24 protein-coding genes are annotated in these 23,413 nt (G+C 76.0%); 7 read left to right on the plus strand and 17 right to left on the minus strand.

From position 1 onward, the window contains the following. Positions 1 to 8: 8 nt before the first annotated feature. From amrb99_RS15920 to amrb99_RS15955, 8 genes are all read right to left on the minus strand, one after another. Entirely contained in the window at positions 9 to 1,436 is a 1,428-nt protein-coding gene (locus tag amrb99_RS15920) for a hypothetical protein (RefSeq protein ID WP_190856725.1), read from the minus strand. Further along, positions 1,433 to 1,915 carry a hypothetical protein gene (locus amrb99_RS15925; protein WP_190856726.1) on the minus strand — a complete coding sequence of 161 codons (483 nt, stop codon included), beginning with the start codon at positions 1,913 to 1,915 and terminating at the stop codon, positions 1,433 to 1,435. The genes amrb99_RS15920 and amrb99_RS15925 overlap by 4 nt, the downstream gene beginning before the upstream one ends. Further along, a complete protein-coding gene (locus amrb99_RS15930) occupies positions 1,912 to 3,084 on the minus strand; it encodes a molybdopterin-dependent oxidoreductase (protein ID WP_190856727.1) in 1,173 nt (390 codons plus the stop codon). Before amrb99_RS15930 ends, amrb99_RS15925 begins: the two co-directional genes overlap by 4 nt. Next, complete coding sequence (locus amrb99_RS15935) at positions 3,060 to 3,677, minus strand: SAM-dependent methyltransferase (protein WP_190856728.1); 618 nt, start codon at positions 3,675 to 3,677, stop codon at positions 3,060 to 3,062. Before amrb99_RS15935 ends, amrb99_RS15930 begins: the two co-directional genes overlap by 25 nt. After that, positions 3,674 to 4,357 carry a TIGR04282 family arsenosugar biosynthesis glycosyltransferase gene (locus amrb99_RS15940; protein WP_347256699.1) on the minus strand — a complete coding sequence of 228 codons (684 nt, stop codon included), beginning with the start codon at positions 4,355 to 4,357 and terminating at the stop codon, positions 3,674 to 3,676. The genes amrb99_RS15935 and amrb99_RS15940 overlap by 4 nt, the downstream gene beginning before the upstream one ends. Further along, positions 4,354 to 5,022, minus strand: a complete 669-nt coding sequence (locus amrb99_RS15945) for a glycosyltransferase family 2 protein (RefSeq protein WP_347256700.1) — start codon at positions 5,020 to 5,022, stop codon at positions 4,354 to 4,356. Before amrb99_RS15945 ends, amrb99_RS15940 begins: the two co-directional genes overlap by 4 nt. Positions 5,023 to 5,059: 37 nt before the next feature. Next, a complete protein-coding gene (locus amrb99_RS15950) occupies positions 5,060 to 6,163 on the minus strand; it encodes an NAD-dependent epimerase/dehydratase family protein (protein ID WP_190856729.1) in 1,104 nt (367 codons plus the stop codon). 150 nt (positions 6,164 to 6,313) lie between these two features. Next, positions 6,314 to 7,366 (minus strand): aminotransferase class V-fold PLP-dependent enzyme, encoded by a 1,053-nt coding sequence (locus tag amrb99_RS15955; protein ID WP_190856730.1) that lies wholly within the window; start codon positions 7,364 to 7,366, stop codon positions 6,314 to 6,316. Positions 7,367 to 7,450: 84 nt separating this feature from the next. On the opposite strand from amrb99_RS15955, the gene amrb99_RS15960 reads away from it, so the two are divergent. Then, positions 7,451 to 8,440: a LysR family transcriptional regulator gene (locus amrb99_RS15960; protein WP_190856731.1), complete on the plus strand. Its 990-nt coding sequence runs from the start codon at positions 7,451 to 7,453 to the stop codon at positions 8,438 to 8,440. Here amrb99_RS15960 and amrb99_RS15965 read toward each other — a convergent pair. Then, positions 8,412 to 9,200, minus strand: coding sequence for an IclR family transcriptional regulator (locus amrb99_RS15965; protein ID WP_190856732.1), 789 nt, complete (start codon positions 9,198 to 9,200; stop codon positions 8,412 to 8,414). The two genes, amrb99_RS15960 and amrb99_RS15965, sit on opposite strands and share 29 nt — an antisense overlap. Continuing rightward, positions 9,197 to 9,649 (minus strand): cupin domain-containing protein, encoded by a 453-nt coding sequence (locus amrb99_RS51070; protein ID WP_347256701.1) that lies wholly within the window; start codon positions 9,647 to 9,649, stop codon positions 9,197 to 9,199. Before amrb99_RS51070 ends, amrb99_RS15965 begins: the two co-directional genes overlap by 4 nt. A 105-nt stretch (positions 9,650 to 9,754) precedes the next feature. On the opposite strand from amrb99_RS51070, the gene amrb99_RS15975 reads away from it, so the two are divergent. Continuing rightward, positions 9,755 to 11,101, plus strand: a complete 1,347-nt coding sequence (locus amrb99_RS15975) for a cytochrome P450 (protein WP_347256702.1) — start codon at positions 9,755 to 9,757, stop codon at positions 11,099 to 11,101. 48 nt (positions 11,102 to 11,149) lie between these two features. Here amrb99_RS15975 and amrb99_RS15980 read toward each other — a convergent pair whose 3' ends face one another. Continuing rightward, on the minus strand, positions 11,150 to 11,521 hold the full coding sequence (locus amrb99_RS15980; RefSeq protein WP_190856734.1) for a VOC family protein: 372 nt from the start codon (positions 11,519 to 11,521) through the stop codon (positions 11,150 to 11,152). A gap of 163 nt (positions 11,522 to 11,684) precedes the next feature. Here amrb99_RS15980 and amrb99_RS15985 point away from each other — a divergent pair, with 163 nt between their 5' ends. After that, positions 11,685 to 13,190: a HEAT repeat domain-containing protein gene (locus amrb99_RS15985; protein ID WP_190856735.1), complete on the plus strand. Its 1,506-nt coding sequence runs from the start codon at positions 11,685 to 11,687 to the stop codon at positions 13,188 to 13,190. 34 nt (positions 13,191 to 13,224) lie between these two features. Here the strand turns inward: amrb99_RS15985 and amrb99_RS15990 are convergent, their stop codons facing one another. After that, on the minus strand, positions 13,225 to 14,244 hold the full coding sequence (locus tag amrb99_RS15990) for a YafY family protein (RefSeq protein ID WP_190856736.1): 1,020 nt from the start codon (positions 14,242 to 14,244) through the stop codon (positions 13,225 to 13,227). Positions 14,245 to 14,306: 62 nt separating this feature from the next. Here amrb99_RS15990 and amrb99_RS15995 point away from each other — a divergent pair, with 62 nt between their 5' ends. Then, complete coding sequence (locus amrb99_RS15995) at positions 14,307 to 16,619, plus strand: excinuclease ABC subunit UvrA (protein WP_190856737.1); 2,313 nt, start codon at positions 14,307 to 14,309, stop codon at positions 16,617 to 16,619. 23 nt (positions 16,620 to 16,642) lie between these two features. Here amrb99_RS15995 and amrb99_RS16000 read toward each other — a convergent pair whose 3' ends face one another. Both amrb99_RS16000 and amrb99_RS16005 read right to left on the minus strand, forming a co-directional pair. Beyond that, positions 16,643 to 18,418, minus strand: coding sequence for a PQQ-binding-like beta-propeller repeat protein (locus amrb99_RS16000; protein ID WP_190856738.1), 1,776 nt, complete (start codon positions 18,416 to 18,418; stop codon positions 16,643 to 16,645). Positions 18,419 to 18,536: 118 nt separating this feature from the next. Further along, positions 18,537 to 19,007: a PPOX class F420-dependent oxidoreductase gene (locus tag amrb99_RS16005; protein WP_190856739.1), complete on the minus strand. Its 471-nt coding sequence runs from the start codon at positions 19,005 to 19,007 to the stop codon at positions 18,537 to 18,539. 149 nt (positions 19,008 to 19,156) lie between these two features. Between amrb99_RS16005 and amrb99_RS16010 the strand changes: the two genes are divergently transcribed. Next, on the plus strand, positions 19,157 to 19,993 hold the full coding sequence (locus tag amrb99_RS16010) for a tyrosine-protein phosphatase (RefSeq protein ID WP_190856740.1): 837 nt from the start codon (positions 19,157 to 19,159) through the stop codon (positions 19,991 to 19,993). A gap of 78 nt (positions 19,994 to 20,071) precedes the next feature. On the opposite strand, the gene amrb99_RS16015 is transcribed toward amrb99_RS16010, so the two are convergent. Beyond that, positions 20,072 to 20,596, minus strand: coding sequence for a MarR family transcriptional regulator (locus amrb99_RS16015; protein ID WP_206699957.1), 525 nt, complete (start codon positions 20,594 to 20,596; stop codon positions 20,072 to 20,074). Positions 20,597 to 20,660: 64 nt separating this feature from the next. Here amrb99_RS16015 and amrb99_RS16020 point away from each other — a divergent pair, with 64 nt between their 5' ends. Further along, positions 20,661 to 21,713 carry an alpha/beta hydrolase-fold protein gene (locus tag amrb99_RS16020; RefSeq protein ID WP_190856741.1) on the plus strand — a complete coding sequence of 351 codons (1,053 nt, stop codon included), beginning with the start codon at positions 20,661 to 20,663 and terminating at the stop codon, positions 21,711 to 21,713. A 39-nt stretch (positions 21,714 to 21,752) separates the two neighbouring features. Continuing rightward, positions 21,753 to 22,538, plus strand: a complete 786-nt coding sequence (locus amrb99_RS16025; protein WP_190856742.1) for an SDR family oxidoreductase — start codon at positions 21,753 to 21,755, stop codon at positions 22,536 to 22,538. A 31-nt stretch (positions 22,539 to 22,569) separates the two neighbouring features. On the opposite strand, the gene amrb99_RS16030 is transcribed toward amrb99_RS16025, so the two are convergent. Then, positions 22,570 to 23,043 (minus strand): TIGR00725 family protein, encoded by a 474-nt coding sequence (locus amrb99_RS16030; protein ID WP_190856743.1) that lies wholly within the window; start codon positions 23,041 to 23,043, stop codon positions 22,570 to 22,572. Positions 23,044 to 23,049: 6 nt separating this feature from the next. Beyond that, positions 23,050 to 23,349 carry a 4a-hydroxytetrahydrobiopterin dehydratase gene (locus amrb99_RS16035; protein WP_190856744.1) on the minus strand — a complete coding sequence of 100 codons (300 nt, stop codon included), beginning with the start codon at positions 23,347 to 23,349 and terminating at the stop codon, positions 23,050 to 23,052. Positions 23,350 to 23,413 lie beyond the last annotated feature (64 nt).

Below are 23,413 nucleotides of genomic sequence, written 5' to 3' on the forward strand. Positions count from 1 at the left end.
GCGGGTGATCACCAGGCGGACAGCACCAGGGCCTGGACGGCGATCGCCGTGGCCGCCTGCGCCGCCAGCCACCACCGCGCCCCGCCCGCCCGCGCCGATCCGGACGCACGCAGCGACGCGGCCGCGACCAGCCACGCCGCGAACGGCACCCAGATCCGCTCGACCTCGCCCTTGGTGACCCCCGACAGGTCCAGCACGACCACGCCCAGCAGCGCCGCGCACGCCGGCAGCGCCACCGCCGCCGCCGGGGACACCGCACGGGTGCGGGCCGCGCGCCACAGCACATGCGCCGTGCGCGGCAGCGCGTACGCGACCGCGGGACCCGTCAGCAGCCCCAGCACCGCGAGGTCGCCGAACAGGAAGTAGGCGTAGGAACGCTGCGCCGAGCCGCGGCTGATGAGGTAGGTGTCCAGGGTGGCGCGGACGCCGTCCGGCCACCAGAACCCCAGCAGCGTGAACGCGGCCGGCACCACCACCAGCCCCGCCCCCAGCGCCACGAGCACCCGCGGGCGCGGGCGGACCAGCAGCAGGACCGCCAGCGGCACCGCGAACAGCGGCAGCAGCCCGTACGACAGGTACGGCAGGCTGCCCAGCAGCACACCGCCCGCGACAGCGGCGGCCAGCGCCGGACGGGGTGGGCCTTGCCGGGTCCCGTCCGGCGCGGCGGGCCGGGCGCCGCGGGCGGCGAGCGCCGTCAGCGCGGTCCCCCACGCGCCGACCGCGAGGAAGAACGCGTCCATCGCGGTCGCGACCCACAGCGCCAGCGGCGCCAGCACCAGGAACGGCACCGCCGCCCGCGCCGCCCGCTCCCCCGCGACGCACCGCAGCGTGACCGCGATCGCCGCGACCGCCGACGTGCCCGACGCGATGACGAACGCCGCCGCCCACCCGGTCCCGGGCAGGCCCGCCTTCTCCAGAGCCCACAGCGCCAGCGTCGGCAGCGGCGGATGCCCCCGCACGTGCGTGGTGTAGCCGCCGAGCCGCTCGGTGAAGGTCCGCAACCACTCCAGCGGGTCGGGCCGCACCTGCGCCAGGCCCGCCGGGTACTCGGTCGGCGCGTCCAGCGGCCGGGCGAGCGCGCCCCACCCGTCGGACACGGCGAGCGCGACCGCCCACAACGCCGCCCCCGCCCACGCCACCACCGGCAACACCCGCCACCGCAGCCGCGACGCCGCCCACGGCAGCGCCATGACCAGCACGGCGGCGGCCGCCACCGCCGGAGCCATCCGCCAGGTCAGCGGATGCGAGCGCGCCCGCGCGTGCAGCGGCGGCAGCGCGTCCTCGGTGGCGAGCCCGGCGCGCCACAGGTACCAGCCGGCGGCGAACACCGCCGCGATCCCCGCCGCCCACACCGCCACGGCGATCCAGCCCGGACGGCTCCCGCGCCGCGCGACCGGGGCCGGGACGTCCTGCGGCCGGGTGTCGGTGGCGGTCACCTGTCCCCCTCCTTGCGCCCCGGCCGCCGTCCCGGCGGGACGGCGCGGTGCGCTCCGCCGCTCATGCCGTCCCGCCGCCCACGCCCGGCGACCGCCCGCCACGCCAGCACCGCGACCGCTACGGCGCCGATGAGCCCGACGACGATCGCGAGGTTGCGGCCGTAGGGCAGCGGCAGCTGCGACGGGACGTCCGGGCGGCGGCCGTAGCCCAGGACGAGCGGGATCGCCACGGCGGTCACGCACGCCGCCACCATCAGCGCGCCGCGCAGCACCCGCCGGTAGGCGACCGGGATCCAGCCCGTCACCAGGCCCGCGGCCAGGACCACCGGGACCAGCACCCCGTCGTGCAGGACCGCGGCGCCCACGAACCACGCCGCCCAGCGCGGCACCGGGACGTCGGTGACGATCCCGCTCAGCCCGTACCCGATCAGCGCCGTGCCCGCCGCGTACGCCGCGTACCTGGCGATGGGCGCGTTCATGCGACCACCAGCCGGCCGACCCACTTGGTCTGCATGACGCCGGGGCGGTTCGGCGCGATGAGCCGGCACGGGTACCCGTGGTCGAGGTCGAGGGGTTCGCCGTTCACCCGCAGCGCCAGCAGCGTGAGGGGGTCGTGCCAGTGCGGCGGACGCACCTCCGAGGTGCGGTAGAGGCCGCGGGGTTCCAGCGATTCGACGCGGACGTCCGCGTCGTCGTCGACGCCCGCCATGCGCAGCACGTCCCGCAGCCGCACGCCCTCCCAGTCGGCCTCCGCGCTCCAGCCCTCCACGCACGCGATCGGCAGCCGCGCCGTCCGCATCGGCATGGCCTGCAGCTGCGCCAGCGACAGGGTCAGCTCCCGCCGGACGCGCCCGGTGACGGTGAGCCGCCACCCCGGGTCGCGGGCGAGCGCGGTGACGCCCGACCCGGCCGCGGACTTGTTGACCGGCAGCCCCTGCGGCCCGATCCCGGGACGGCGCGGCGCGAGCACCGCCAGCCGCGCCAGCGGCGAGACCGTCTCCCCCACGGTCGTCGCGACGACCACGCCGCTCGCGCCGAGCACCGTCAGCAGGAACGTGCGGCGCCGCAGCCCGTCCTGCGGCCGCGTCATCACCGTCCGGCGCGTCTTGGCCCACTCGTTGGCGATGTGGATCAGCAGCGCGCCGATGATGATGTAGGCGGTCCAGTAGTGCGCGGTGGTGAAGAAGAACCGGAACGCGTACCAGTAGTCGATGTTAATCACGCCGGTGACCAGCTGGAACAGCGACCCGCCGACGAGGACGAACACCATCAGCCGCTCGATCGCGTGCCCGGCCGAGCGGACCGGCGGCCACTGCAGCAGCCGCGGGTAGACCGTCCACAGCTTGGCCAGCAGCAGCGGCACCGCCGCCAGGCCGGTCATGACGTGCAGGCCCTGCGTGACCCGGTACAGGTTCACCGGGCGCGACGGCCACGTCATCCAGTTCGCCGGGTTCTGCATCAGGTGGCTGACCAGGCCGGTGCAGAACGCGACGAGGAAGCAGGCGCCGAGCGCGATGCCCAGCCACGCGGCGACCCGCTCGTCGTGCAGGCGGCTGGTGAAGCGCTGCGGCAGCGTCGTCAGCGCCTCCGGCGGCACCGGCCGGCGGTCGAGGAGGGACCGGGTCAGGGACGCAGGGCGACGAACCATCGGCCGGCCTCCTCCCACCGCTCGGTGACGGCCGCCCCGCACGCGGCGGCCAGCGCGCCGGCGCCGTCGGCGGACACGTGCGCCCAGGGGAACCACTCGCCGACCGCGCGGCCCGACCGCAGCCGCAGCGGCTCGGTCCGCGTCCCCGCGCCCGGCGGGTCCACCTCCGCCAGCACCCGGCCGCCGGGGCCGAGCAGCCCCAGGACGCGGCGCAGCAGCACGGCGGGGTCGCCGCCGATGCCGATGTTGCCGTCGGCCAGCAGCACCGTCCGCCACCGCCCGGCGCCCGGCACCCGCCCGAACACGTCCCGGCGCAGCGCCGGGGCGCCCGCCGCGATGGTCAGCGCGACCGCGCGCGGCGCCACGTCGATGCCGAGCACCGGAAGCCCCCGGGCGGCCAGCGCGGCCGCCAGCCGTCCCGGGCCCGACCCGACGTCCAGGGTGGCACCGGCGCAGCGGTCCAGAAGCCCGGCGTCGCCGGGGCGCAGCGCCAGCCAGTCCTGCACCGGCAGCGGGCGGCGGCGGCCGTCGGCGTGCTCGATCTCCACCGGCGCGGCGCCGCGCAGCGCCTCCTCGTACAGTTCGCCGATCATGCCGGGACGGTCCTGGTCCCGAGGGCGCGGACGGCCGCGGCGAACCGGCCGCCGGGCGCCCGCGCGGCGACGGTCTCGGCGTCGGCCGGGGTGTCGACGTCGGTCAGCGCCGGCATCGCCGCCACCGTCAGGCCGGCGGCGCGCAGCCGCGCGAGCTGGAGCGTTCCGGTGTCGGGCCGCGACATCGGGACGCCGCGCAGCAGCCGCGCGTCGGGGCGGCGCAGCCCCAGCAGCCAGAAGCCGCCGTCGCGCGCGGCGCCGAACACCGCGTCACGGTCGCGCAGGGCGCGTCCGGCGCGGGCCAGCAGCGCGGGCGTGACCTGCGGGGTGTCCATCCCGATCAGGACGAGCGGGCGGCCGTCGTAGGCGTCGGCGAAGGCGTGCGCGAGCCGCTCGTCCAGCCCGGCGCCGCGCTGCGCGACCACCTCGAAGCCGCCGGGCAGCCACGGGCCCGGCGTGCCCGACAGCGCGAGCACGCGGCGCCGCGCGGGCGCGGCGGCCACCGCGGCCAGGGTGTCGCGCAGCGCGGCGGTGGCCAGCGCGGCGGCCTCGGCGGGCGTGTAGGCGGGGGTCAGGCGGGTCTTGACCCGGCCCGGCACCGGCTCCTTGGCGATGACGATCAGATCGACGTCGGGGGCGGCGGCGGCGCCGGCGGCGTCCGGTGAGGCGGGGGCGTTCACGGGGCCACCTCCGCCAGGACGCGGCGCATGTCGCGGACGGCGCGGACCGTCCCGCCGACCGTCCCGGTCACCTTCGACTCCCCGGTGCGCGGCAGGTACGCCACCTCCAGCTCGCCGATCCGCCAGCCCGCGCGGGCGGCGCGCAGCACCATCTCCAGCGGGTACCCGAACCGGCGGTCGGCCAGCTCCAGCGCGAGCAGCCCGGCGCGCGGCGCGGCGCGCATCGGCCCCAGGTCGCGCAGCCGGGTGCCGGCGCGCCGGTTCAGCGACCGCGCCAGCACGGCGTTGCCGAGCCGGGCGTGCGGCGGCCACGCGCCGCGCCCGACCGGGCGGCGCCGCCCCAGCACCAGCGCAGGCGCCCCGCCGGCGGAGAGCCGGCCGAGCTCGTCGGTCAGCCGCGGCAGCTCGGCGGGGTCCAGGGACGCGTCGGCGTCCATGACGCACACCACCTCGGCGGTGGCGGCCAGCAGCCCGGCGTGGCAGGCGGCGCCGAACCCGCGGGCCGCGGCGGGCACCACGTCGGCGCCGTGGTCCGCGGCCACGCGCGCGGATCCGTCGGTGGAGGCGTTGTCGACCACCAGGGGCCGGAAGCCCGCGGGCATCCGGGACAGCACCCACGGCAGGGCCTCCGCCTCGTTGAGGCACGGGAGAATCACGTCGATCACGGCTCTGACGCTACTTTCGGTGACGGGTCCGCGACCCTTACGAACTGGTGACGGGCCGCCGGGCCGGCTCCGCGGCGACCCCGGCGGGCGGCGCGGCGGCCGCGGTCGGCTCCGCCGCGTCGCGGGCGAACTCGGCCATGCCGTCGGCGAACGGCACCTCGGGGCCGAACCTCAGCTCGCGGCGGGCGCGGTCGGGCCGGGCGACGATGTGGCGGACGTCCCCGAGCCGGTGACCGCCGGTGACGCGCGGCGCCGGGCCGCCGAACGCGCCGGCGAGCGCGCGCGCCATGTCGCCGATGGTGCGGGGCTCGCCGCTGGCGATGTTGTAGGCGCGCAGCCCGCCCGGCTCGGGCGGGCCGGCCGCCAGCCGCTCCAGGGCGAGCACGTTGGCGCGGGCGACGTCGCGGACGTGCACGAAGTCGCGGCGCTGCCCGCCGTCCTCGAACACCAGCGGCGCCTCGCCGTTCATCAGCCGCGACCGGAAGATCGCCGCGACGCCCGCGTAGGGGGTGTCGCGCGGCATCCTCGGCCCGTACACGTTGTGGTAGCGCAGCGCCGCGGCCGCGCCGCCGGTCGCGCGCGCCCACGACGCCGCGAGGTGCTCCTGCGCGAGCTTGGTGTCGGCGTAGACGTTGCGGGGGTCGAGTGCCGCGTCCTCGGCGACGGTGCCGGGCGCGAGGGGGCGCCCGCACTCGGGGCAGTCCGGTTCGAACCGTCCGGCGCGCAGCGCCTCCTCCGGGCGCGGCGCCGGTCGCACCGGGCCGTGCGTCGCGCAGGTGTAGGCGCCCTCCCCGTAGACGACCATCGAGGAGGCCAGCACCAGCGTGCCGACCCCGGCGCGGGCCATCTCCGCCAGCAGCACCGCGGTGCCGTGCACGTTCACCGACGCGTAGTCCGGCAGGTCCGACACGTCCACGCCGAGGCCGACCTTGGCGGCCTGGTGGCAGACGGCGTCCGCGCCCCGCAGCCGCCGCGCCACCGCGGCCGCGTCGCGGACGTCGGCGGTGCCTCCCGGTCCGCCGGAGGGGGCCAGGCCGTCGGGCCGCAGGTCCAGGCCGCGGACCCGGTGGCCCGCGGCGGTGAGCGCCTCGGCGACGTGCGAACCGATGAAACCGGCCGACCCGGTGAGCAGTACGTCCATGCCGAGGAACGGTAGGCCGCGGAGGCGGCCGGATCCGGCGTGAAGGCGCCGGTCAAGGCACCTTGTTCGAGACTTGTAAGATCTGCGGTTTTCCGCGCCGCCGCCTCGCCGCCCCCCGGGGAGCGCCTGAGCGGGCGGCTCGAGCCGGGGTCAGCCGGCGATGCGGTCGGCGAGCAGGCCGGCGGCCTTGTCCACGTCGGCCTCGGTGGTGGACAGGTGGAACGCGCAGCGCAGCCGCCCAGCCCGCACGGAGGCGATCACGCCGTTGGCGCGCAGCAGGTCGGCGGTGCCGGCGGTGACGGGCACCGACACGATCGCCGAGTCGCCCGGCTCCAGCCCGAGCGCGGTCTGGAAGCGGCGCGCCAGCGCCACGTCGTGGTCGTGGATCGCGGCGACGCCGACCCGCTCGATCAACTCCAGGGCGGGGGCGTGCCCGGCCCAGCACTGCCAGGCCGGCGACAGGTCCAGGCGGCGCGCGTCGGACGCCAGCCGCAGCGGCGTGCCGTAGATGGAGTCCCAGACGTCGGCGCCGGCGTACCAGCCCGCGCCGACCGGCGGCAGCGCGGCCAGCGCCTCCTCGGTCCCGGCGAGGAAGGCGGTGCCGCGCGGGCCGAGCAGCCACTTGTAGCCCGAGCACACCAGCCAGTCGACGTCGCCGGCGGGCAGCGACAGCCACCCGGCGGCCTGCGTGGCGTCCAGCAGGATCCGGGCGCCGTGCGCGCGTGCGGCGGCGATCAGGTCGTCCATGGGGGCGATGCGGCCGTCGGCCGACTGCACCGCCGACACCGCGACCACGTCGACGCCCGGCCCGGTCTCCTCGGCGACGCGTTCCAGCGGCACCTCCCGCACCGCAAGGTCAGGGCGGGCCAGGAACGGGAACAGCAGCGAGGTGAAGTCGCCCTCGGCGACCAGGACACGGGCGCCGGCGGGCAGCGACGCCGCCACCAGCCCGACGTGGTACGACGCCTGCGAGCCGACGGCGACGCGGCTCGCGGGCAGCCCGACCAGCCGCGCGAACGCCTCGCGGGACCGGGCGACGGCGTCGTCGAGGTCCACCGGCACCAGCAGCCCCGCGGCGCGGTCCCGCTCGGAGGCGAGCATCGCCTCGTGCGCGGCACGCGGCGGCAGTCCATAGGTGGCGGTGTTGAGGAAGGCGACGCCAGCGGTGAACTCCCGCTGCGCGTCGTGCACGGAAAGGGTCATGTCCCGATGGTCGTGCACGCCCCACCCATAGGACAAAGTACGGTTCTCTGGGTGACCCATAAGGCCGGTTGATATCTTGCGGGGATGCTCGATCTGCACCGCGGGCGGATCCTGCGGGAGGTCGCCCGCCTCGGCTCGATGACGGCCGCCGCGCGGTCCCTCGCCTACACCCAGCCGGCGGTGTCGCACCACATCGCCCGGCTGGAGGCCGAGGTCGGCACGCCGCTGGTGGTGCGGCACGGGCGCGGCGTCCGGCTCACCGAGGCCGGCCGGATCCTGGTGGAGCACGTCGAGGACGTGCTGGCCCGGATGGACGACGCCGAGGAGCAGATCGCCGCGATCGCCGGGCTGCGCGCCGGGCGGGTGCGGATCGCGGTGTTCCCGACCGCGGCGGCGGCGCTGCTGCCCGCCGCGCTCGCGGGCCTGCGCGCCCGCGCCCCCGGCGTCGCCGTCACCCTGATGGACGCCGAACCGCCGCAGGCGCTCGCGGCGCTGCGCGCGGGCGAGGCCGACGTGGCGGTGGTGTTCCACCACGAGCACCTCCCGCCGGACCGCGACGCGCGGTTCCGGGAGGTGGAGCTGTGCCGCGACCCGATCCGCGTCGTGCTGCCCGCCGCGCATCCGCTCGCCGCCGGGCCCGTCCGGCTGGCGGACCTGGCGGACGAGACGTGGGCGTCGGGCTGCGCGCGCTGCCGCGAGCACCTGACGTGGGCGTGCAGGCGCGCGGGGTTCGTGCCGCGGATCGCGTTCGCCACCGACGACCACGTCGCCGTGCAGCGGCTCGTCGCGCACGGCCTCGCGGTCACCGCGCTGCCGGGACTGGCGCTCGGCCTGCACTCCGAGCCGGGCGTGGCCGTCCCGCCGGCGCCCGATCTCGGCAGGCGCCGCATCGCCGCGCTCGTGCCGGCGGGGCCGCGCCCGCCCGCGGTCGCCGCGCTGCTGGACGAGCTCGCCGCGGTCGCCCCGCCCGCCGCAACGGGCGGCGGGGGCCGCGGCGCGGTCGAGGCGGCCAGCGCGGGTGAGGCGGGTGACGTGGGGGACGCGGTCAGGACAGGTGGCGGTGCAGGTCGGTGAGGCGCGTCGCCGCCTTCAGCACCGCCTCGGCCAGCTCCGGCATCCGGTCGTCGCCGAACCGCACCGACGGGCCCTGCAGTGCGACCGCCGCGAACGTGCGGCCCGCGCCGTCGCGGACCGGCGCCGCCACCGCGCGGACCCCGGCGAGCCGCTCCTCGTCGTTGACGGAGTAGCCGCGCTCGCGGATCCGCGCCAGCTCGGCCTCCAGCTCCGCGCGGGTGGTGAGCGTGGACGGGGTGAACCGACGGTACGGCTCGTCCATCGCGATCTGCTCGTCCCCGAACGCCAGCAGCGTCTTGCCCATCGCGCAGGTGTGGATGGGGTTGCGGTCGCCGGGCGGCTGGTCGTAGCGCAGCGGGTGCATGGAAGGCAGGTGCAGCAGCACCGCGACCTCGTCGCCGGCGCGGACGCCGAGGCTGACGGCCTCGCCGGTCCCGTCGCGCAGCGCGGTCAGCTCCGGCTGCAGCAGCGTGGTGCCCATCCGCTCCAGCGCCAGCCGCCCGAGGATCGCGGCGGTGGGGCCGAGGAAGTACCGCTCGGTCTGCGGGTCGCGGCCCAGCATGCCGGTGGCGTGCAGCGCGTGCACGATGCGGTGCGCGGTGCTCACCGACAGCCCCAGCCGGTGCGCGATCTCGGTGGGCGTCTGGCGGGCGGCGTCCTCGAAGGTGCGCAGCACCGCGACCGACCGGTCCACGGTCTGCGTGCCCGGTTTCGGGCGGCGGCCGCCCGGTTCCGGCGTTCCCGCGGGCACCGCGCTCATCCGTCCTGCGGCCGCGGGGCCCACAGGCTCGGCAGGTTGACCACGATGCCCTCCTGCGTGCTGCGGGCGATCACCACGACCGCCTCCTCGTCACCGGACGGGTTCTCCTCGCGGTGCGGGACGTAGGGCGGGACGAACACGTAGTCGCCGGGCCCGGTCTCCACCCGGACCTCCCGGTCCCCCTCGGCGAACACGAACACCGGATGGCCCGACACCACGTAGATCGCCGTCTCGGCCTCGCCGTGGTGGTGGTCGCCGGAGCTGGTCGACGGCGGTACGTGGGTGCGGCCCATCCACAGCCGCTCCGAGCCCACGGTCGCGCCGGAGATCGCCTCGAACCGGCGCATCCCGGAGGTCTGGGCGGTGTCGGAACGCACCTGCGACCCCCGGACGTGCTCGATCCTCCCGTGCCAGGCCGCCGTTCCCCGCGTTTCGGTCTCGTCCGTCACGCGTCCCATCCTCGCACCGGACCGGCGGCCGCGCCGACCGGGGGCGCCCCGCCCCGGCGGACGCGGCGGGCACGGCGGGCACGGCGGGCGTGGGATAGTGGGCGCGTGGGATCCGCGACGATGACCCCGGCCGCGACGATGAGCCCCTCCCCGAGGGTGACCGCACGCCACGGCGTGGGGTTCGCCATGAACCCGTGCGCGAGCCTGCTGCGGCTGTACGCCGAGCACGGCCCGGTCGTGGCCGTCGGGACGCGCCGCAAGCCGTTCGTGCACCTGTTCGGCCCGGACGCCAACGCGTTCGTGTTCGCCAACTCCGGGCTGTTCCGCTGGCGGGAGGCGTTCGACCTGCTGGTGCCGGTGAACGGGGAGACCGCGCTGATCGTCAGCGACGGCGCCGACCACCGCCGGCGGCGCCGCCTCGTCCAGCCGGCGTTCCACCACCGCCGCGTGGACGGGTACGTCGCCCGCATCGCCGCCAACACCGACGCCGCGCTGGCGTCCTGGACGCCCGGCCGCACGCTGGACGCCTACGCCGAGCTGCGCGGCGTCATCCGCCGCAGCACCGTGGAGGTGCTGTTCGGCGACCGGCTCGCCGCCGACGCCGAGGTCATCGGCCGCGGCCTGCAGATCGCGCTGGCCGGCATCGACCGCAACTTCGTGGCGCAGATGATGCTGCGGGCGCTGCCCAACCCGTACTGGCGGCGCGTCACCGCGTCCCGCGCGGCGGTCGCGCGGCGGGTGGACGAGGAGATCGAGCGGCGGCACCGCGAGGGCGGCGAGCACGACGACGTGCTCGGCATGCTGATGGCGGCCCGCGACGACGACGGCGCGGGCCTGACCCGGCAGGAGCTGCAGGACCAGGTCATCAGCCTGATCTCGGCCGGCTACGACACCACCAGCGCGGCGATGGCGTGGGCGGTGTACGCGCTGCTGGTGCACCCGGAGGCGGCCGAGCGGGCCCGCCGGGAGGTCGCCGAGGTGCTCGGCGACCGTCCGCCGGAGGCCGCCGACCTGCCGCACATGCCGTACCTGGACGGGGTGGTGCAGGAGACGCTGCGGCTGTTCCCGCCGGCGGTGCTGAGCGCCCGCGTCCCGGTGGAGGACTTCGCCTACGCCGGGCACCGGATCCCGGCGGGGGCGATGGTGCTGTACTCCCCCTACGTCACCCACCGGATGCCGGAGGTGTGGCCGCAGGCGGGGCGGTTCCGGCCCGAGCGCTGGATCCCGGGCTCGGACCTGCACCGCCCGACGACCCCGTCGACGTTCCTGCCGTTCGGCGGCGGGCCGCACCGCTGCATCGGCTCGACGCTGGCGACCGTCGAGATCAAGACGATGCTCGCCTGCCTGCTGCGCCGCACCCGGCTGCGGCTGGTGTCGGACGCGGTGACGCCGACCAGCGTCACCGCGATGCGGCCCCGCGGCGGCCTGCCCGTGCGCGTCCTGCCGGCCTGACCGCGCACGGGCCGTTCCCCCGGCTCGCCCTTCTACCGGCTCGCCCTTCTACTGGCTGCGCAGGCAGGCGCAGAACGGGTGCCCGGCCGGGTCGGTCAGCACGCGCCAGCGGTCGCCGCCCGGCTGGAAGTCGGGCGTGCCGCCGCCCAGTTCGGCGACCTGCGCCTCGGCCTTGTCGAGGTCGTCGACGTAGAAGTCGAGGTGGTACTGCTGGGGGCGTTCCCCGGTCGGCCACGTCGGCGCCTTGTGGTCGGGGACGCCCTGGAAGTAGAGGTTCTGCCCGCCGGGCAGGGCGACGGCCGCCGCCTCCGGGGTGTCGTAGGTGACCTCCCCGCCGGTGAGGGCCGCGTAGAACGCGGCGAGCTTCGGCGGTTCCGGGCAGTCGATGTTGATGGCGATGAACTCGGCGATACCGGACATGTATGTACTCCCTGGTCGTTCAAGGTCGATGCGTCCAGCATTCCAGGAGAGACTGACACCTTCTGTCAGGTACCCGGAGAAGATCGCCGGGCGTCGCGGGCGGGCGGCCGGGGGGTGCTGAAACCCTTTGCGGCATCGCACAGCGCGGTGCTTTGATCGCGCGGTGTTCATGATGAGCTTCCTGCGCGAGTTCGGGACGTGGAACTGGACCTGCGAGTTCGACGACCCCGTCCTGCGCGGCGCCCACGCCACCATGGGCACCGCGACGGCGCCGCAGGAGTTCGAACGGGCGTTCCTGGTGCTCCTGCGCAGCGAGGACACCGTCGCGATCGGCGCCGCGCTGGACTACTACGACCGGGCGCGCACGACCAGCCGGTTCGGCGAGGACAGCCCGTTCGAGGCGCACCGGGACGAGGTGATCGCGCGGGCGCGGGCCCTGCTGCGGCAGCCTCCGCGCCCGGCCGACGAGCGGGGCGCGGCCGGCGCCAACCACGCCAGCGCCCTGTCGGTGCTGAGGAACGAGGCCGGTCCGCAGGACGCCGAGCCGATCCTCGCGATCCTCAGGGCCGCCCCACCCGGCGGCGTCGACGGCGACGCCCTGAGCGCGGCCGGGCTCGTGCTGAACGCCGGGCCCGTCCCGCACGCGGGCCTCCTCGCGCTGGTCATCGGCATCGCCGGCGACCGGTCGCGGGACCCGGGCGAGCGCCGCGAGGCGCTGAGGGCGCTCCCCGACGCCCCCGCCCCCGAGATCACGGCCCTGCTGCTGGAGGCGATCGGCGACGAGGACCCCGGCGTCCGCCTGGACGCCGCCGCCGCGCTGTGCCGCGGGCCGCGCTTCTACGCCCACCGCCGCCGTCTCGAGGACTTCGTCGCGACGTGGCCGGAGGATCGACGGCCGTGGGGCGTCGCCGAGGCGCTGTCGGAGGGCCGGCACAGCCTGTACTGGACGGACCACGAGCTCGACGGTCCCCGGCTGCGCGAGGCGCACCGGCAGTTGCGCACGCCCACCGGCGAGGCCGCCCACCGCCGGGCGTTCCGCACCCTCCTGCACAGCGGGCGGACCGCCGCGGTCGGCATCGCCCTGGACCACTTCACCATGGCCGACGGCCTCACCCGCTTCGGCATGGACGTCGAGCGCTACACGGACGACGTCCTGGCGCTCGCCCGCCACCTGCTGCGGCTGCCTCCGCGCGAGGACGGCGCCGTCCACGCCAGCGCTTGGGGAGTGCTCGCGGAGCACGCCGGGCCGGCGGACGCGCCCCTGATCGCCGAGGCGCTGCTGGACACGCCCGTGCTCGACCGCGCCGTGCACGCCGCCGGCCGCTGCCTGGAACGCTGGACGGTCCCGTCGCCGGAGATCGTGCGGGCCCTGGAGACGCTGATCCGCGATACCGGCAGGAGCCTGGACGACCGGGAGGACTGCGTGACCGCGCTGTTCGACCTTCCCTCGCCGGACGTCACCGCCGTCCTGCTCCGGGCGCTCCGCTCCCCGGAGCCGCCGATCCAGATCGAGGCGGCCGTCGGCCTGACCTTCGACCATCTCCTCGACGACCACCGCGACCTGCTCGCCGACGTCGCCGCGTCCTGGCCGCAGGACGCCGGGTACCGCGCCCGCATCGTCCGCTCCGAACTGGCACGGGAGCGGCCCTCCCGGAACGTGCCGGCCTGACGGGCGCAACGGGCGGCCGCAGCGGCGGCCGCGCTCATGGCGGGCCGCCCGGATCGGTGCGGGCCGGTGAACCGCCGGTCCCCGCGCCGCGAGGGGCGTGGCCGACGGTGGCGCGGGTGAGGCGGGCGCCGACGGCGGCGAGCCGCTCGGCGAGCTCCGGCGGTTCCACGACCTCGAAGTCCAGATCGAGGTAGGCGATGCGCAGCGCGGTGTACTCCAGCGAGTCGGGCGCGGTGCGCAGCACGCAGGTGCGCTCGTCGACCGGTTCGACCTCGTCGCCGGTGACGCGGAACCGGTCGATCAGCTCCTCGGCGGAGGCGTGCACGGTCAGCACCGCCGGCCGCACCGGCCGCGACCGGGCCAGCGAGCGGGTGACGAACGCGGCGGCGTCGGCGGCGGGCAGGTCGCGGGGCGGGCAGCGGACGCCGGTGGGGTGCGGGCGGGCGACGCGGTCGACGCGGAACGTCCGCCAGTCGCCGCGTCCGGTGTCGAAGGCGACCAGGTACCAGCGGCGCCCGGCCGTCACCAGCCCGTGCGGGTCGGCGAGGCGGGAGGTCTCGGCGCCGCCGCCGTCGCGGTAGGCGAACCGGATCCGCTCGCGGTCGCGGCTCGCGGCGGCCAGCACGGTGAGGGTCTCGGGGTCCACGGCGGGCCCGGCGGGCGGCCCGGTCAGCGGGGTGGTGGCGGTGTGCAGGGCGTTGACGCGGCGGCGCAGCCGGGCGGGCAGGATCTGCTCCAGCTTGGCCAGCGCCCGCACCGACGCCTCGCCGATGCCCTCGACCGCTCCCCCGGCGGCGCCGCGCAGCCCGACCGCGATCGCGACGGCCTCCTCGTCGTCCAGCAGCAGCGGCGGCAGCGCCGTGCCGGCCTCCAGCCGGTACCCGCCGACCTTGCCGAGCGTGGCGTGCACCGGGTAGCCGAGGTCGCGCAGGCGCTCGACGTCGCGGCGGACGGTGCGGACCGTCACGCCGAGCCGCTCGCTCAGCTCCGGGCCCGTCCATTCGCGGCGGGTCTGCAGGAGGGACAGCAGGTGCAGCAGTCGCGCCGAGGACATGCCGCCAGTATGCCCGCCAATGAGGACCGTTCCCGACCTCATTGGCTCCTAGCGTGGCCGGCATGAACGGCGACGACATCATCATCAGCAGGGCACGGGAGAACAACCTCAAGGACGTCTCGCTGCGCATCCCCAAAGGGCGCCTCGTGGTGTTCACCGGGGTGTCGGGGTCGGGCAAGTCGTCGCTGGTGTTCGGGACCGTCGCGGTGGAGGCGCGGCGGCAGCTGGCCGAGACGTTTGGCTGGTTCGCCCGCGACCGGATGCCCAAGCACGAGCGGCCCGACGCCGACGCGATCGAGAACCTCGCCCCGGCCGTCGTCGTGGACCAGCGGCCCATCGGCGGCGGCGCGCGCTCCACGGTCGGGACGGCGTCGGAGATCAGCCCGGTGCTGCGGGTGCTGTTCTCCCGGCACGGCACCCCCAGCGCGGGCGAGGCGTCCGCCTACTCCTTCAACGACCCGCGCGGGATGTGCCCGCAATGCGAGGGGCTCGGCCGCGTCACCCGCGTCGACCTGGACCGCTTCCTCGACACCGGCAAGACCCTGAACGAGGGCGCGGTGAACTTCCCGCCGTTCGGCGTCGGCACGTTCGTGTGGCAGCTGTACGCCGAGTCGGGCCTGTTCGACCCGGACAAGCCGCTGCGCGACTTCACCGCCGAGGAGTGGGACCTGCTCCTGCACGGCAAGGGCTTCCGCGTGAAGCGGGTGAACCGGACCGGGTCGGTCGGCAGCAACGCCTACGAGGGCCTCGTCGAGCGGTTCGACCGCCTCTACATCAAGCGGGACCTCGACACCCTGAAGGGGACGGTGCGGGAGGCGGCGCGGCGGGTCGTCCGCGAGGACGCCTGCCCCGAGTGCGGCGGCGCCCGGCTGAACGCGGCGGCGCGCGCGTCCCGGGTCGCCGGGCGGACGCTGCCGGAGATGTGCGCGCTGGAGATCGGCGACCTGATCGCGGTGCTGGAGGGCGTCACCGGCCCGGTCGCCGGGACCGTCGCGGGGGCGGCGGTCGCGCGGCTGCGGCGGCTGGAGGAGATCGGCCTCGGCTACCTCAGCCTGGACCGGGAGACCCGCACGCTGTCGGGCGGGGAGGCGCAGCGGCTGAAGGTCGTCCGGCACCTCGGGTCGAGCCTGACGGGGATGACGTACGTGTTCGACGAGCCGAGCGCCGGGCTGCACCCGCGCGACGTGGACCGGCTGGTCGCGCTGCTGCGGCGGCTGCGCGACAAGGGCAACACCGTGCTGGTGGTCGAGCACGACCCGGACGTGGTCGGCGCCGCCGACCACGTCGTCGACATGGGGCCGGGCGCCGGTGCGCACGGCGGCGAGGTGGTGTTCACCGGGACCGTCGCCGCGCTCCGCGGCGCCGCCACCGCGACGGGACGGGCGATGCGCCGCGTCGTCCCGGTGAAGGAGGCGTTCCGGGAGCCGTCGGGGTGGCTGGCGGTGACGGGCGCGAACGCCCACAATCTCGACGACGTCACCGTGCGGTTCCCGACCGGGGTGCTGACGGCGGTGACGGGCGTGGCGGGGTCCGGCAAGAGCAGCCTGGTGATGGGCGAGTTCGCGGCCCGCCACGAGCACGCCGTGGTGGTGGACCAGTCGGCGATCACAGCGTCGCGGCGCTCCAGCCCCGCCACGTTCCTCGGCGCGATGGATCCGCTGCGCCGGCTGTTCGCCCGTGCGAACGGGGTCGACGCCGCGCTGTTCAGCCACAACTCGGCGGGCGCCTGCCCGGAGTGCGACGGCGCCGGCGTCATCCGCACCGACCTGGCGTTCATGGACCCGGTCACGGTGCGGTGCGAGGCGTGCGGCGGGCGCCGCTACCGCCCCGACGTCCTGGCCCACACGCTGCGCGGGCGCTCCATCGCCGACGTCCTGGAGACCCCCGCCGAGCAGGCCCTCGGGCTCTTCACCGGCGACGACCCCGCCGAGCGGACGATCGCCGCGCGGCTGCGCGCCCTCGTCGACGTGGGCCTCGGCCACATGGCGCTCGGCCGCCCGCTGTCGTCGCTGTCGGGCGGGGAGCGGCAGCGGGTGAAGCTGGCGGCGCGGCTGCACCGCACCGGCCAGCTGTACCTGCTGGACGAGCCGACGACCGGCCTGCACACCGACGACGTCGCCGGGCTGCTGGCGCTGCTGGACCGGCTGGTGGACGCGGGCAACACCGTCATCGTCGTCGAGCACGACCTGGCGGTGGTCAAGCACGCCGACTGGGTGGTGGACCTCGGGCCGGGCGGCGGCCGGCGCGGCGGCCGCGTGGTGTTCGAGGGCACCCCCGCCGCGCTGGCGGACGCGACGGGTTCGGTCACCGCCGACTTCCTGCGCCGCTCCCTCGCCGCGCCCGCCCGCGACGCCGAGCACGCCGTCGCGGGCTGACGGGAGCCGCCGCGTCGCGGCCGTCAGCCGTCGCCGAGCACGACGGTCTTGTTCGGAGTCGGGGTGGGGACGAGGTCGTCGGTGAGGACAAGCGCGCCATCGGCGGCGGCGCGGATGCCGTACACGTGATCGGGGCGCGGCAGCGCGGGCGCCACCCGGGCCAGCAGCGCCCCGGTCCGGGCGTCGTTGACGTTGACGTGGTCGACGATCTCGCCGCCGTGGTCGCTGGTCAGCGTGTAGACGCGCCCGTCGGCGACGGCCACCGGCGAGCCGAGCTGCGGGGTCTCCGCGGCGCCGGGGAAGCGGAAGCTCCACAGCCGGCGCCCGGTGACGGGGTCGGTGGCGCAGATCCCCTCGTGGAGGTCGCGAGGAGGGGCGATCCAGCACGGGCCGTAGCCCGTTTCGCCGTCGAAGACCTTGTTCTCCCCGGCGCCGAGGACCTTGCCGTCGGCGTCGACCGGCTGGGGATGCTCGCCGAGCTCCGCGCCGGTCGTGGCGTCGTAGACGGCCTCGCGCTCCAGCGTCCAGACCACGATCCTGTTGCGGTCGAGGCCGGCGACCCTGACGGGGAGCACGGCGGCGTGCTCCCTGCCGGGCCACCACCTCGCGAAGTTCATGCTCCACAGGAGGTGCCCGGCGGCGGCGTCGTAGCCCTCCACCAGCAGCCCGGTTCCCGGGCATTCGCGCCGGAGGATCACCGTGCCGCCGAGGGTTCCGCCCGGGGCCTCCTCGCAGCCGTCGTGCAGCCGCCAGCGCCGGTGCCCGGTCGCGGGGTCGAGCACGGTCACGCCCTCGGCCGGGATCAGCGCCGCTCTTCCGATGACGGTGGATCCCTGGTCGAGGACGTCCGAACGGGTGGAGAGCGTCCGGGTCCAGCGGATCGCCCCTGTCCGCACGTCGACCGCCATGGCCTGCAGCGGCGCCTCGGTGGCCCCGGTGTCGGGGTCCAGGTGAGCCCAGACCAGCAGGAGCCGCCCGGTGGCGGGATCGATGTCGGCGTCCAGGAGCCGGTGGTCGCGGCGGGCGAGCCGCCAGTAGGTGGCGGCGGGGCGGATGCGGCGGGCCGTCACCGAGCCGGAGTTCCGGGTGGCCTCGATCGCGAGGCCGCGGTAGGTCAGCGCCGTGTACGGGTAGGCCGCCACCGCCTTCCGCGGGTGCTGCGGGGGCTGCGTGGCGATCGTCTCGGGGAAGGCCCCGTGCGGGCCGTCGATCGTCCAGTCGTTCCGGCGGTGGTGGGCGTCCCATTGCAGCCACAGTCCGGAGGCGACCAGCAGCATGCCCGCGGCTATCGCGGCGGTGGCGGGCGACGGCACGCGCACTCGGCGTCGCGGCTCAGGCGCGGGCGTGCCGTCCTGGCCTCTGGCGCGGATCGCGGTTTCGAGACGCTCCAGGCGTCCGCGCCGCCGCGCCGCCGACGCCGGGCTGAGGACGGCCACGCCGATCAGCACGACCGTGGTGCCCGCCATCTGCTCGGTGCGGGTCGCGGCGAGCATGACCGCGCTCACGGCGACCAGCGCCACCGGCGGCCACCGGTACAGCCACGCGTACCGGCGCATCTGGTCGCGGACGTACCGGCTGGACGCGAGGGCCGGCTCGTCCAGTGCCGGGTCGGAAGGCGGGACGCATCGGCGGACCGCGCGGGCGACCGCCGCCCGGTCGGCGGCGGGCAGCCGCCGCACCGATTCGGGCAGCCCGCGGCTCTGCCGGCGCCGGTCGCCGAGCCTGCGGAGCGGCCCGCGCGGCGGAAGCGAGGACGGGGACGCGGACTGCTGTTCCGGGTGGACCGCTGGTTCGGGCATGCCACCGTTTCCTGGCGATCGACGGGATTCGGCGCGGGGTGATCCGGTTATACAGGATCGTCCCGACAGCGGATGTCGAGTTCGTCAGGAAGGTGGTCCGGGCGTATTCGGGACGGGGTCAGTCGGTGGGGGCGAGGCGGGCGGGGAAGCCGCCGGTCGAGATCGGGCCCCAGCGGTCGATGGTGACGCGGATGAGGGACTTGTCCTGGCGGCGCATCGCCTCGCGGTACTCGTCCCAGTCGGGGTGCTCGCCGGCGATGCACCGGTAGTAGTCGACCAGGGCGTCGGCGGCCTCGGGCATGTCGAGGACCTCGGCGGTCCCGTCGACCTGCACGTAGGGGCCGTTCCAGTCATCGGACAGCACGCACAGCGACACCCGCGCGTCGCGGCGGGCGTTGCGGGCCTTGGCGCGCTCGGGGTAGGTGGACACCACGACGCGTCCCTCGCCGTCGACGCCGCAGGTGACCGGCGACAGCTGCGGGCGGCCGTCGGCGCGCGTCGTGGCGATCAGCGCGCGGTGCCGGGGCCGCAGGAATTCCAGCAGTTCGGAGCGTTCGACGCGGTTCGCGGTGGCGATCGAAGGAGCCATGCCTCCACCTTAGGGACGGGCCGGGCGGCGCCCGTTGTCGCCCCGCACAATGATCGCCGGGAAGTTTTGAGGGCTCACCAGTTCATCGCCGTCGGGCGGGCCTGCATGATGACGGGCGTCCCCCTCTCCCCCGCCCCTCGAGGACCGCCATGCGCACCTCCCGCACGTCCGGAGTCCTGCTCGGCACCGCGCTGCTGGCCGGCGCGCTGACCGCGCCCCCCGCCCTGGCGGACGTCCCCGCGCGGGCGCCCGCCGCCTCTCCGCTGGCCGCCGCGGCGCCGCGGCTGGCGACGGCCGCCAACTTCCGCGACCTCGGCGGCTACGCGACCGCCGACGGTCACCATGTCCGCAGCGGTGTCGTCTACCGGTCCAACTCGCTGGCGAACTTGTCGGACGCCGACGAGCAGACGCTGCTGAGCCTGGGGATCACGTTGGACGTGGACCTGCGCAACGCCAAGGAGCGCTCGGACGACCCGGACCGGCTCCCCGCCGGGATCGCCTACAAGGTCGCCGACGTGGAGGACCTGACGCACGGCATCTCCTTCGCCAACCCGGCGCTGGGGAGCCTGCTGTACGGGTTCCTGATGGGGCTGGTCACCGGGTCGTCCAACATCGGGCAGTCGATCGCCTATCCGTTCATGGTGGACTTCAGCGGCGCGAGCCGCGCCTACCGCGACCTGCTGACCTCGATCGCGGCCAACCCGGGCGCGACGGTGTTCCACTGCACGGCGGGCAAGGACCGGACCGGCTGGGGCGCGGCGGTGCTGCTGACGCTCCTGGGCGTCCCGAAGGCGACGGTGTACCAGGACTACCTGGCCAGCAACACCTACCTCGGCCGGCCGGACGCGGTGGAGTCGTCGTGGCTGGACGAGGCGTTCCACGAGGTCGACGGCGTCTACGGGGGCTTCGACAACTACGTCCACAAGGGGCTGGGGCTCAGCGACGCGACCATCGCGGCGCTGCGCGCCCGGCTCCTGACCTCCTGACCCGCGGCCCGGCGATCCGCGTCCCGGCGGCCTGCGCGAGCGGGCGGCCGGGACGCGTGGCGCCGCGCCGCGGCGGGGTCAGGGGCCTTCGACGGGCGGCATCAGCGGCGGCCCTTCGGCCTCGACGGCCGCGGCGACCTTGCGGAGCAGGGCGGACAGTTGCGCGCGCTCGTCGCCGGTGAGCGGTGCGAGCAGCGCGTGCTCGGCGGCGGCCTGGTCGCCGATGGTGCCCTCCCACGCGGCGTGGCCCTTGTCGGTGAGCGCGACCAGGAGCCGCCGCCGGTCGGACGGGTCGTGCGCGCGGGTGAGGTATCCCGACTCCTCCAGCCGGTCGAGCCTGCTGGTGAGGGTGGCGGGGTGGGTGTCCAGCGCCTGGGCGAGCCAGGTGGGCGTGGCCTGGTAGGGCGGCCCGGTGGAGCGGAGCCGCCAGAGGACGTCGTACTCCCAGCCCTTGAGGCGGCGCGCCTTGAGCGCGGCCTCGCGGCGCCGCCGGAGGAACGCGACGAGGGTCTGCATGCGGGTGATCGCGCCCTCGAGGTCGGGGTCGAGGTCCGCCAGTTCCCGGGACCAGTAGGCGATGTGCCGGTCGATCGAGTCCTCCACACCGCGAAGATACTATCTTCTCCGATAGTATGTTTTCGTAATAACAGAGAGTGAGGACTCCCCTATGCCTTTGTGGCCCCCCGGATTCGCCGGCCGGATCGACGAACGCACCATCGACAGCCGGCTGCTGCGCGGCAACCCCCTCGGGGACCCGCACAGCAGGCCGCTGTGGGTGTACACGCCCCCCGGCTACGACGACGAGCCCGAGCGCCGCTACCCGGCCGTCTACATGCTGCTCGGCTTCGCCGGCACGCTCCCGGCCTGGAGCAACCAGCCCGGCGCCTTCCGCACCTCGGTGCCGGTCGCCACCGACGCGCTGTTCGCCCGCGGCGAGGCACCGCCGATGATCATGGTGTTCGTGGACGCCTGGACCACCTACGGCGGCAGCCAGTACGTCGACTCCGCCGGAACCGGCCGCTACCACTCCTACCTGTGCGAGGAGGTCGTCCCCTGGGTCGACGCCCGCTACCGGACGCTCGCCGACCGCGACCACCGCGCGGTCGCCGGCAAGTCCAGCGGCGGGCTCGGCGCCATGGTCACCTCGATGCTGCGCCCCGACCTGTTCGGCGCGTTCGCCACCCACTCGGGCGACTCGTTGTCCGAGGCGCAGTACATCCCGCACTTCCTGCACGCCGTCCGCCACCTGCGCGCCTACGACGGCGACATCTTCGCCTGGTGGCGCGACTTCCGCTCCCGCGTCGCCTTCACCAAGGAGGAGGACCTGCGGCTGCTGGAGATCCTCGCGGTGTCGGCGTGTTTCTCACCGGACGCCGACGGCACGCCCGTCCTGCCGTTCGACCCCGTCACCGGGGCGCTGCGGCCGGAGGTGTGGGAGCGCTGGCTGCGCTGGGACCCCGTCCGGATGGCGCCCGCGCACGCCGAGGCGCTGCGGTCCATGCGCGCGATCTGGATCGACGCGGGGACCCGCGACGAGTGGTTCCTCGACCTCGGCGCCCTGGCCTTCCGCGAGGCGGTGCGGCGGGCCGGCGTGCCCGACGACACCGTCCGGTTCGAGCTCTTCGAGGCGGGCCACACGGCGATCGAGTACCGCCATCCCCAGGCCCTCGCCTGGCTGGCGCACCGCCTCGCGCCCGGAGAGCACCGCCTCGCGCCCTGAGCGCGCCGGCGGAGCCCGGCGGCCCGTAGGCTTCCGTACATGATCGATCAAACGGCGTCGTACCTGTCCGGGCTGTTCTCGCTGGAGGGCAGGACGGCGGTGGTGACCGGCGGAAGCTCCGGGATCGGGCGGGCCATCGCGGTGGCACTGGCGCGGGCGGGCGCGTCCGTCGTCGTGGTCGCGCGGCGCGAACCCGAACTCGCCGACACCGTCCGGGAGCTGGAGTCCCACGGCTGCCGGGCGGCCCGGGTCAGCGCCGACCTCGGTTCCCGCGCCGGAGTCGCGGACGCGGCGCGGGCCATGGCGGAGCCGTTCGGCGAGCCCGACGTGCTCGTCAACGCGGCGGGGATCAACCTGCGGCCGCCGATGGACGAGCTCGGCGAGGACGTATGGGACGCGACGATGGCGGTGAACCTGGACGCCCCGTTCCTGCTCGGCCAGCGGTTCGGGCCGGGCATGGCCGAACGCGGCTACGGGCGGCTGATCCACATCGCCTCGCAGCAGGCGTTCCGGGCGTTCGTCACCAGCGGCGCCTACGGGGTGTCGAAGGCGGGGCTGGTCGCGCTGGCCCGCTCGCAGGCGGAGGCGTGGTCGGCGCGGGGCGTCACCGCCAACACCCTCGTGCCGGGTTTCGTCCTGACGCCGCTGAACGCGCGGCTGCAGGACGACCCGGCGCGGGTCGAGGCGCTCGCCGCGCGGACGATGACCGGCCGCAACGGCCTCGCCGAGGACTTCGCGGGCGCGGCGGTGTTCCTGGCGTCGCCGTCGGCGTCCTACGTCACCGGGCAGGCGCTCTTCGTGGACGGCGGGTTCTCCGTCCACTGACCCGCCCCCGGGCGGGCGCGCGCCGGGCGGGTCACTGCCACAGGCCGGTGGCCTGGACGGCGTCGGCGGGGTCGGTGGCGTGCACGATCCCGGCGACGGGCCGGCCGTCCTCGTCGTGGACCAGCCAGCCGCCGAGCTGCACGACCGGGACCCGCCCGGCGCGCATCGCCAGCGCCAGCTCCGACAGCGTCCCCCAGGACCCGCCGACGACGATGACGGCGTCGGCGGCGTTGACGATCACGTTGTTGCGGGCCTGGCCGAGCCCGGTCGGCAGCACGACGCTCAGGTCGGGGCCGGCGGCGGACCGGTCGGCGGCCGGCAGCACCCCGACCACGGTCCCGCCGGCCGAGCGGGCGCCGGCCACGGCGGCGGCCATGACGCCGCCGTGCCCGCCGCAGATCAGCACGGCGCCGCGGCCGGCGAGCAGCCGGCCGGTCTCGTGGGCGCGGTCCCAGTCCCGTTCGGTGCACTCGGCCGGGCCGCACACCGCCACCTGGACGGCCATGGCCGGCTACTCGGCGCCGTGCCGGGCGGCGATCCGGTCGATCACCGCGGCGAGGTCGAAGTCCTTGCCGGTCAGGCCGCCGGCGCTGTGGGTGGACAGCGCGAACGTCAGTGTCCGCCACCGGATGTCGATGTCGGGGTGGTGGTCGGCGTCCTCGGCGGCCCGGGCGACGTCGTCGACCACCGCGATCCCCTCCGCGAACGACGGCGCCTTCACCTCCCGGCGGATCTCGTCGCCGTGCCTGCTCCAGGCGGGCAGGTCGCGCAGGCGGTCGGCGACGGCGGCGTCGTCGAGCGTGTCGGCCATCGGTGGTCACTCCCTGTCGTCGGGTCGCTGCGGTCTCCTTCCCCGAGTACATCACGGAACCCGC

Origin of the sequence: Actinomadura sp. RB99 (assembly GCF_014706005.1) — a bacterium.
Lineage (GTDB): Bacteria > Actinomycetota > Actinomycetes > Streptosporangiales > Streptosporangiaceae > Spirillospora.

Excerpts from the sequence above, each read along its gene's own strand:
- amrb99_RS15995 (WP_190856737.1), top strand. The coding sequence starts at position 14,307 with ATGAACGGCGACGACATCATCATCAGCAGGGCACGGGAGAACAACCTC.
- amrb99_RS16030 (WP_190856743.1), bottom strand. The coding sequence starts at position 23,043 with ATGGCCGTCCAGGTGGCGGTGTGCGGCCCGGCCGAGTGCACCGAACGG.
- amrb99_RS15925 (WP_190856726.1), bottom strand. The coding sequence starts at position 1,915 with ATGAACGCGCCCATCGCCAGGTACGCGGCGTACGCGGCGGGCACGGCG.
- amrb99_RS16000 (WP_190856738.1), bottom strand. The coding sequence starts at position 18,418 with ATGCCCGAACCAGCGGTCCACCCGGAACAGCAGTCCGCGTCCCCGTCC.
- amrb99_RS16005 (WP_190856739.1), bottom strand. The coding sequence starts at position 19,007 with ATGGCTCCTTCGATCGCCACCGCGAACCGCGTCGAACGCTCCGAACTG.
- amrb99_RS16010 (WP_190856740.1), top strand. The coding sequence starts at position 19,157 with ATGCGCACCTCCCGCACGTCCGGAGTCCTGCTCGGCACCGCGCTGCTG.
- amrb99_RS16035 (WP_190856744.1), bottom strand. The coding sequence starts at position 23,349 with ATGGCCGACACGCTCGACGACGCCGCCGTCGCCGACCGCCTGCGCGAC.
- amrb99_RS15980 (WP_190856734.1), bottom strand. The coding sequence starts at position 11,521 with ATGTCCGGTATCGCCGAGTTCATCGCCATCAACATCGACTGCCCGGAA.
- amrb99_RS15930 (WP_190856727.1), bottom strand. The coding sequence starts at position 3,084 with ATGGTTCGTCGCCCTGCGTCCCTGACCCGGTCCCTCCTCGACCGCCGG.
- amrb99_RS16020 (WP_190856741.1), top strand. The coding sequence starts at position 20,661 with ATGCCTTTGTGGCCCCCCGGATTCGCCGGCCGGATCGACGAACGCACC.
- amrb99_RS15965 (WP_190856732.1), bottom strand. The coding sequence starts at position 9,200 with ATGAGCGCGGTGCCCGCGGGAACGCCGGAACCGGGCGGCCGCCGCCCG.
- amrb99_RS16025 (WP_190856742.1), top strand. The coding sequence starts at position 21,753 with ATGATCGATCAAACGGCGTCGTACCTGTCCGGGCTGTTCTCGCTGGAG.
- amrb99_RS15990 (WP_190856736.1), bottom strand. The coding sequence starts at position 14,244 with ATGTCCTCGGCGCGACTGCTGCACCTGCTGTCCCTCCTGCAGACCCGC.
- amrb99_RS15935 (WP_190856728.1), bottom strand. The coding sequence starts at position 3,677 with ATGATCGGCGAACTGTACGAGGAGGCGCTGCGCGGCGCCGCGCCGGTG.
- amrb99_RS15955 (WP_190856730.1), bottom strand. The coding sequence starts at position 7,366 with ATGACCCTTTCCGTGCACGACGCGCAGCGGGAGTTCACCGCTGGCGTC.
- amrb99_RS15950 (WP_190856729.1), bottom strand. The coding sequence starts at position 6,163 with ATGGACGTACTGCTCACCGGGTCGGCCGGTTTCATCGGTTCGCACGTC.
- amrb99_RS15960 (WP_190856731.1), top strand. The coding sequence starts at position 7,451 with ATGCTCGATCTGCACCGCGGGCGGATCCTGCGGGAGGTCGCCCGCCTC.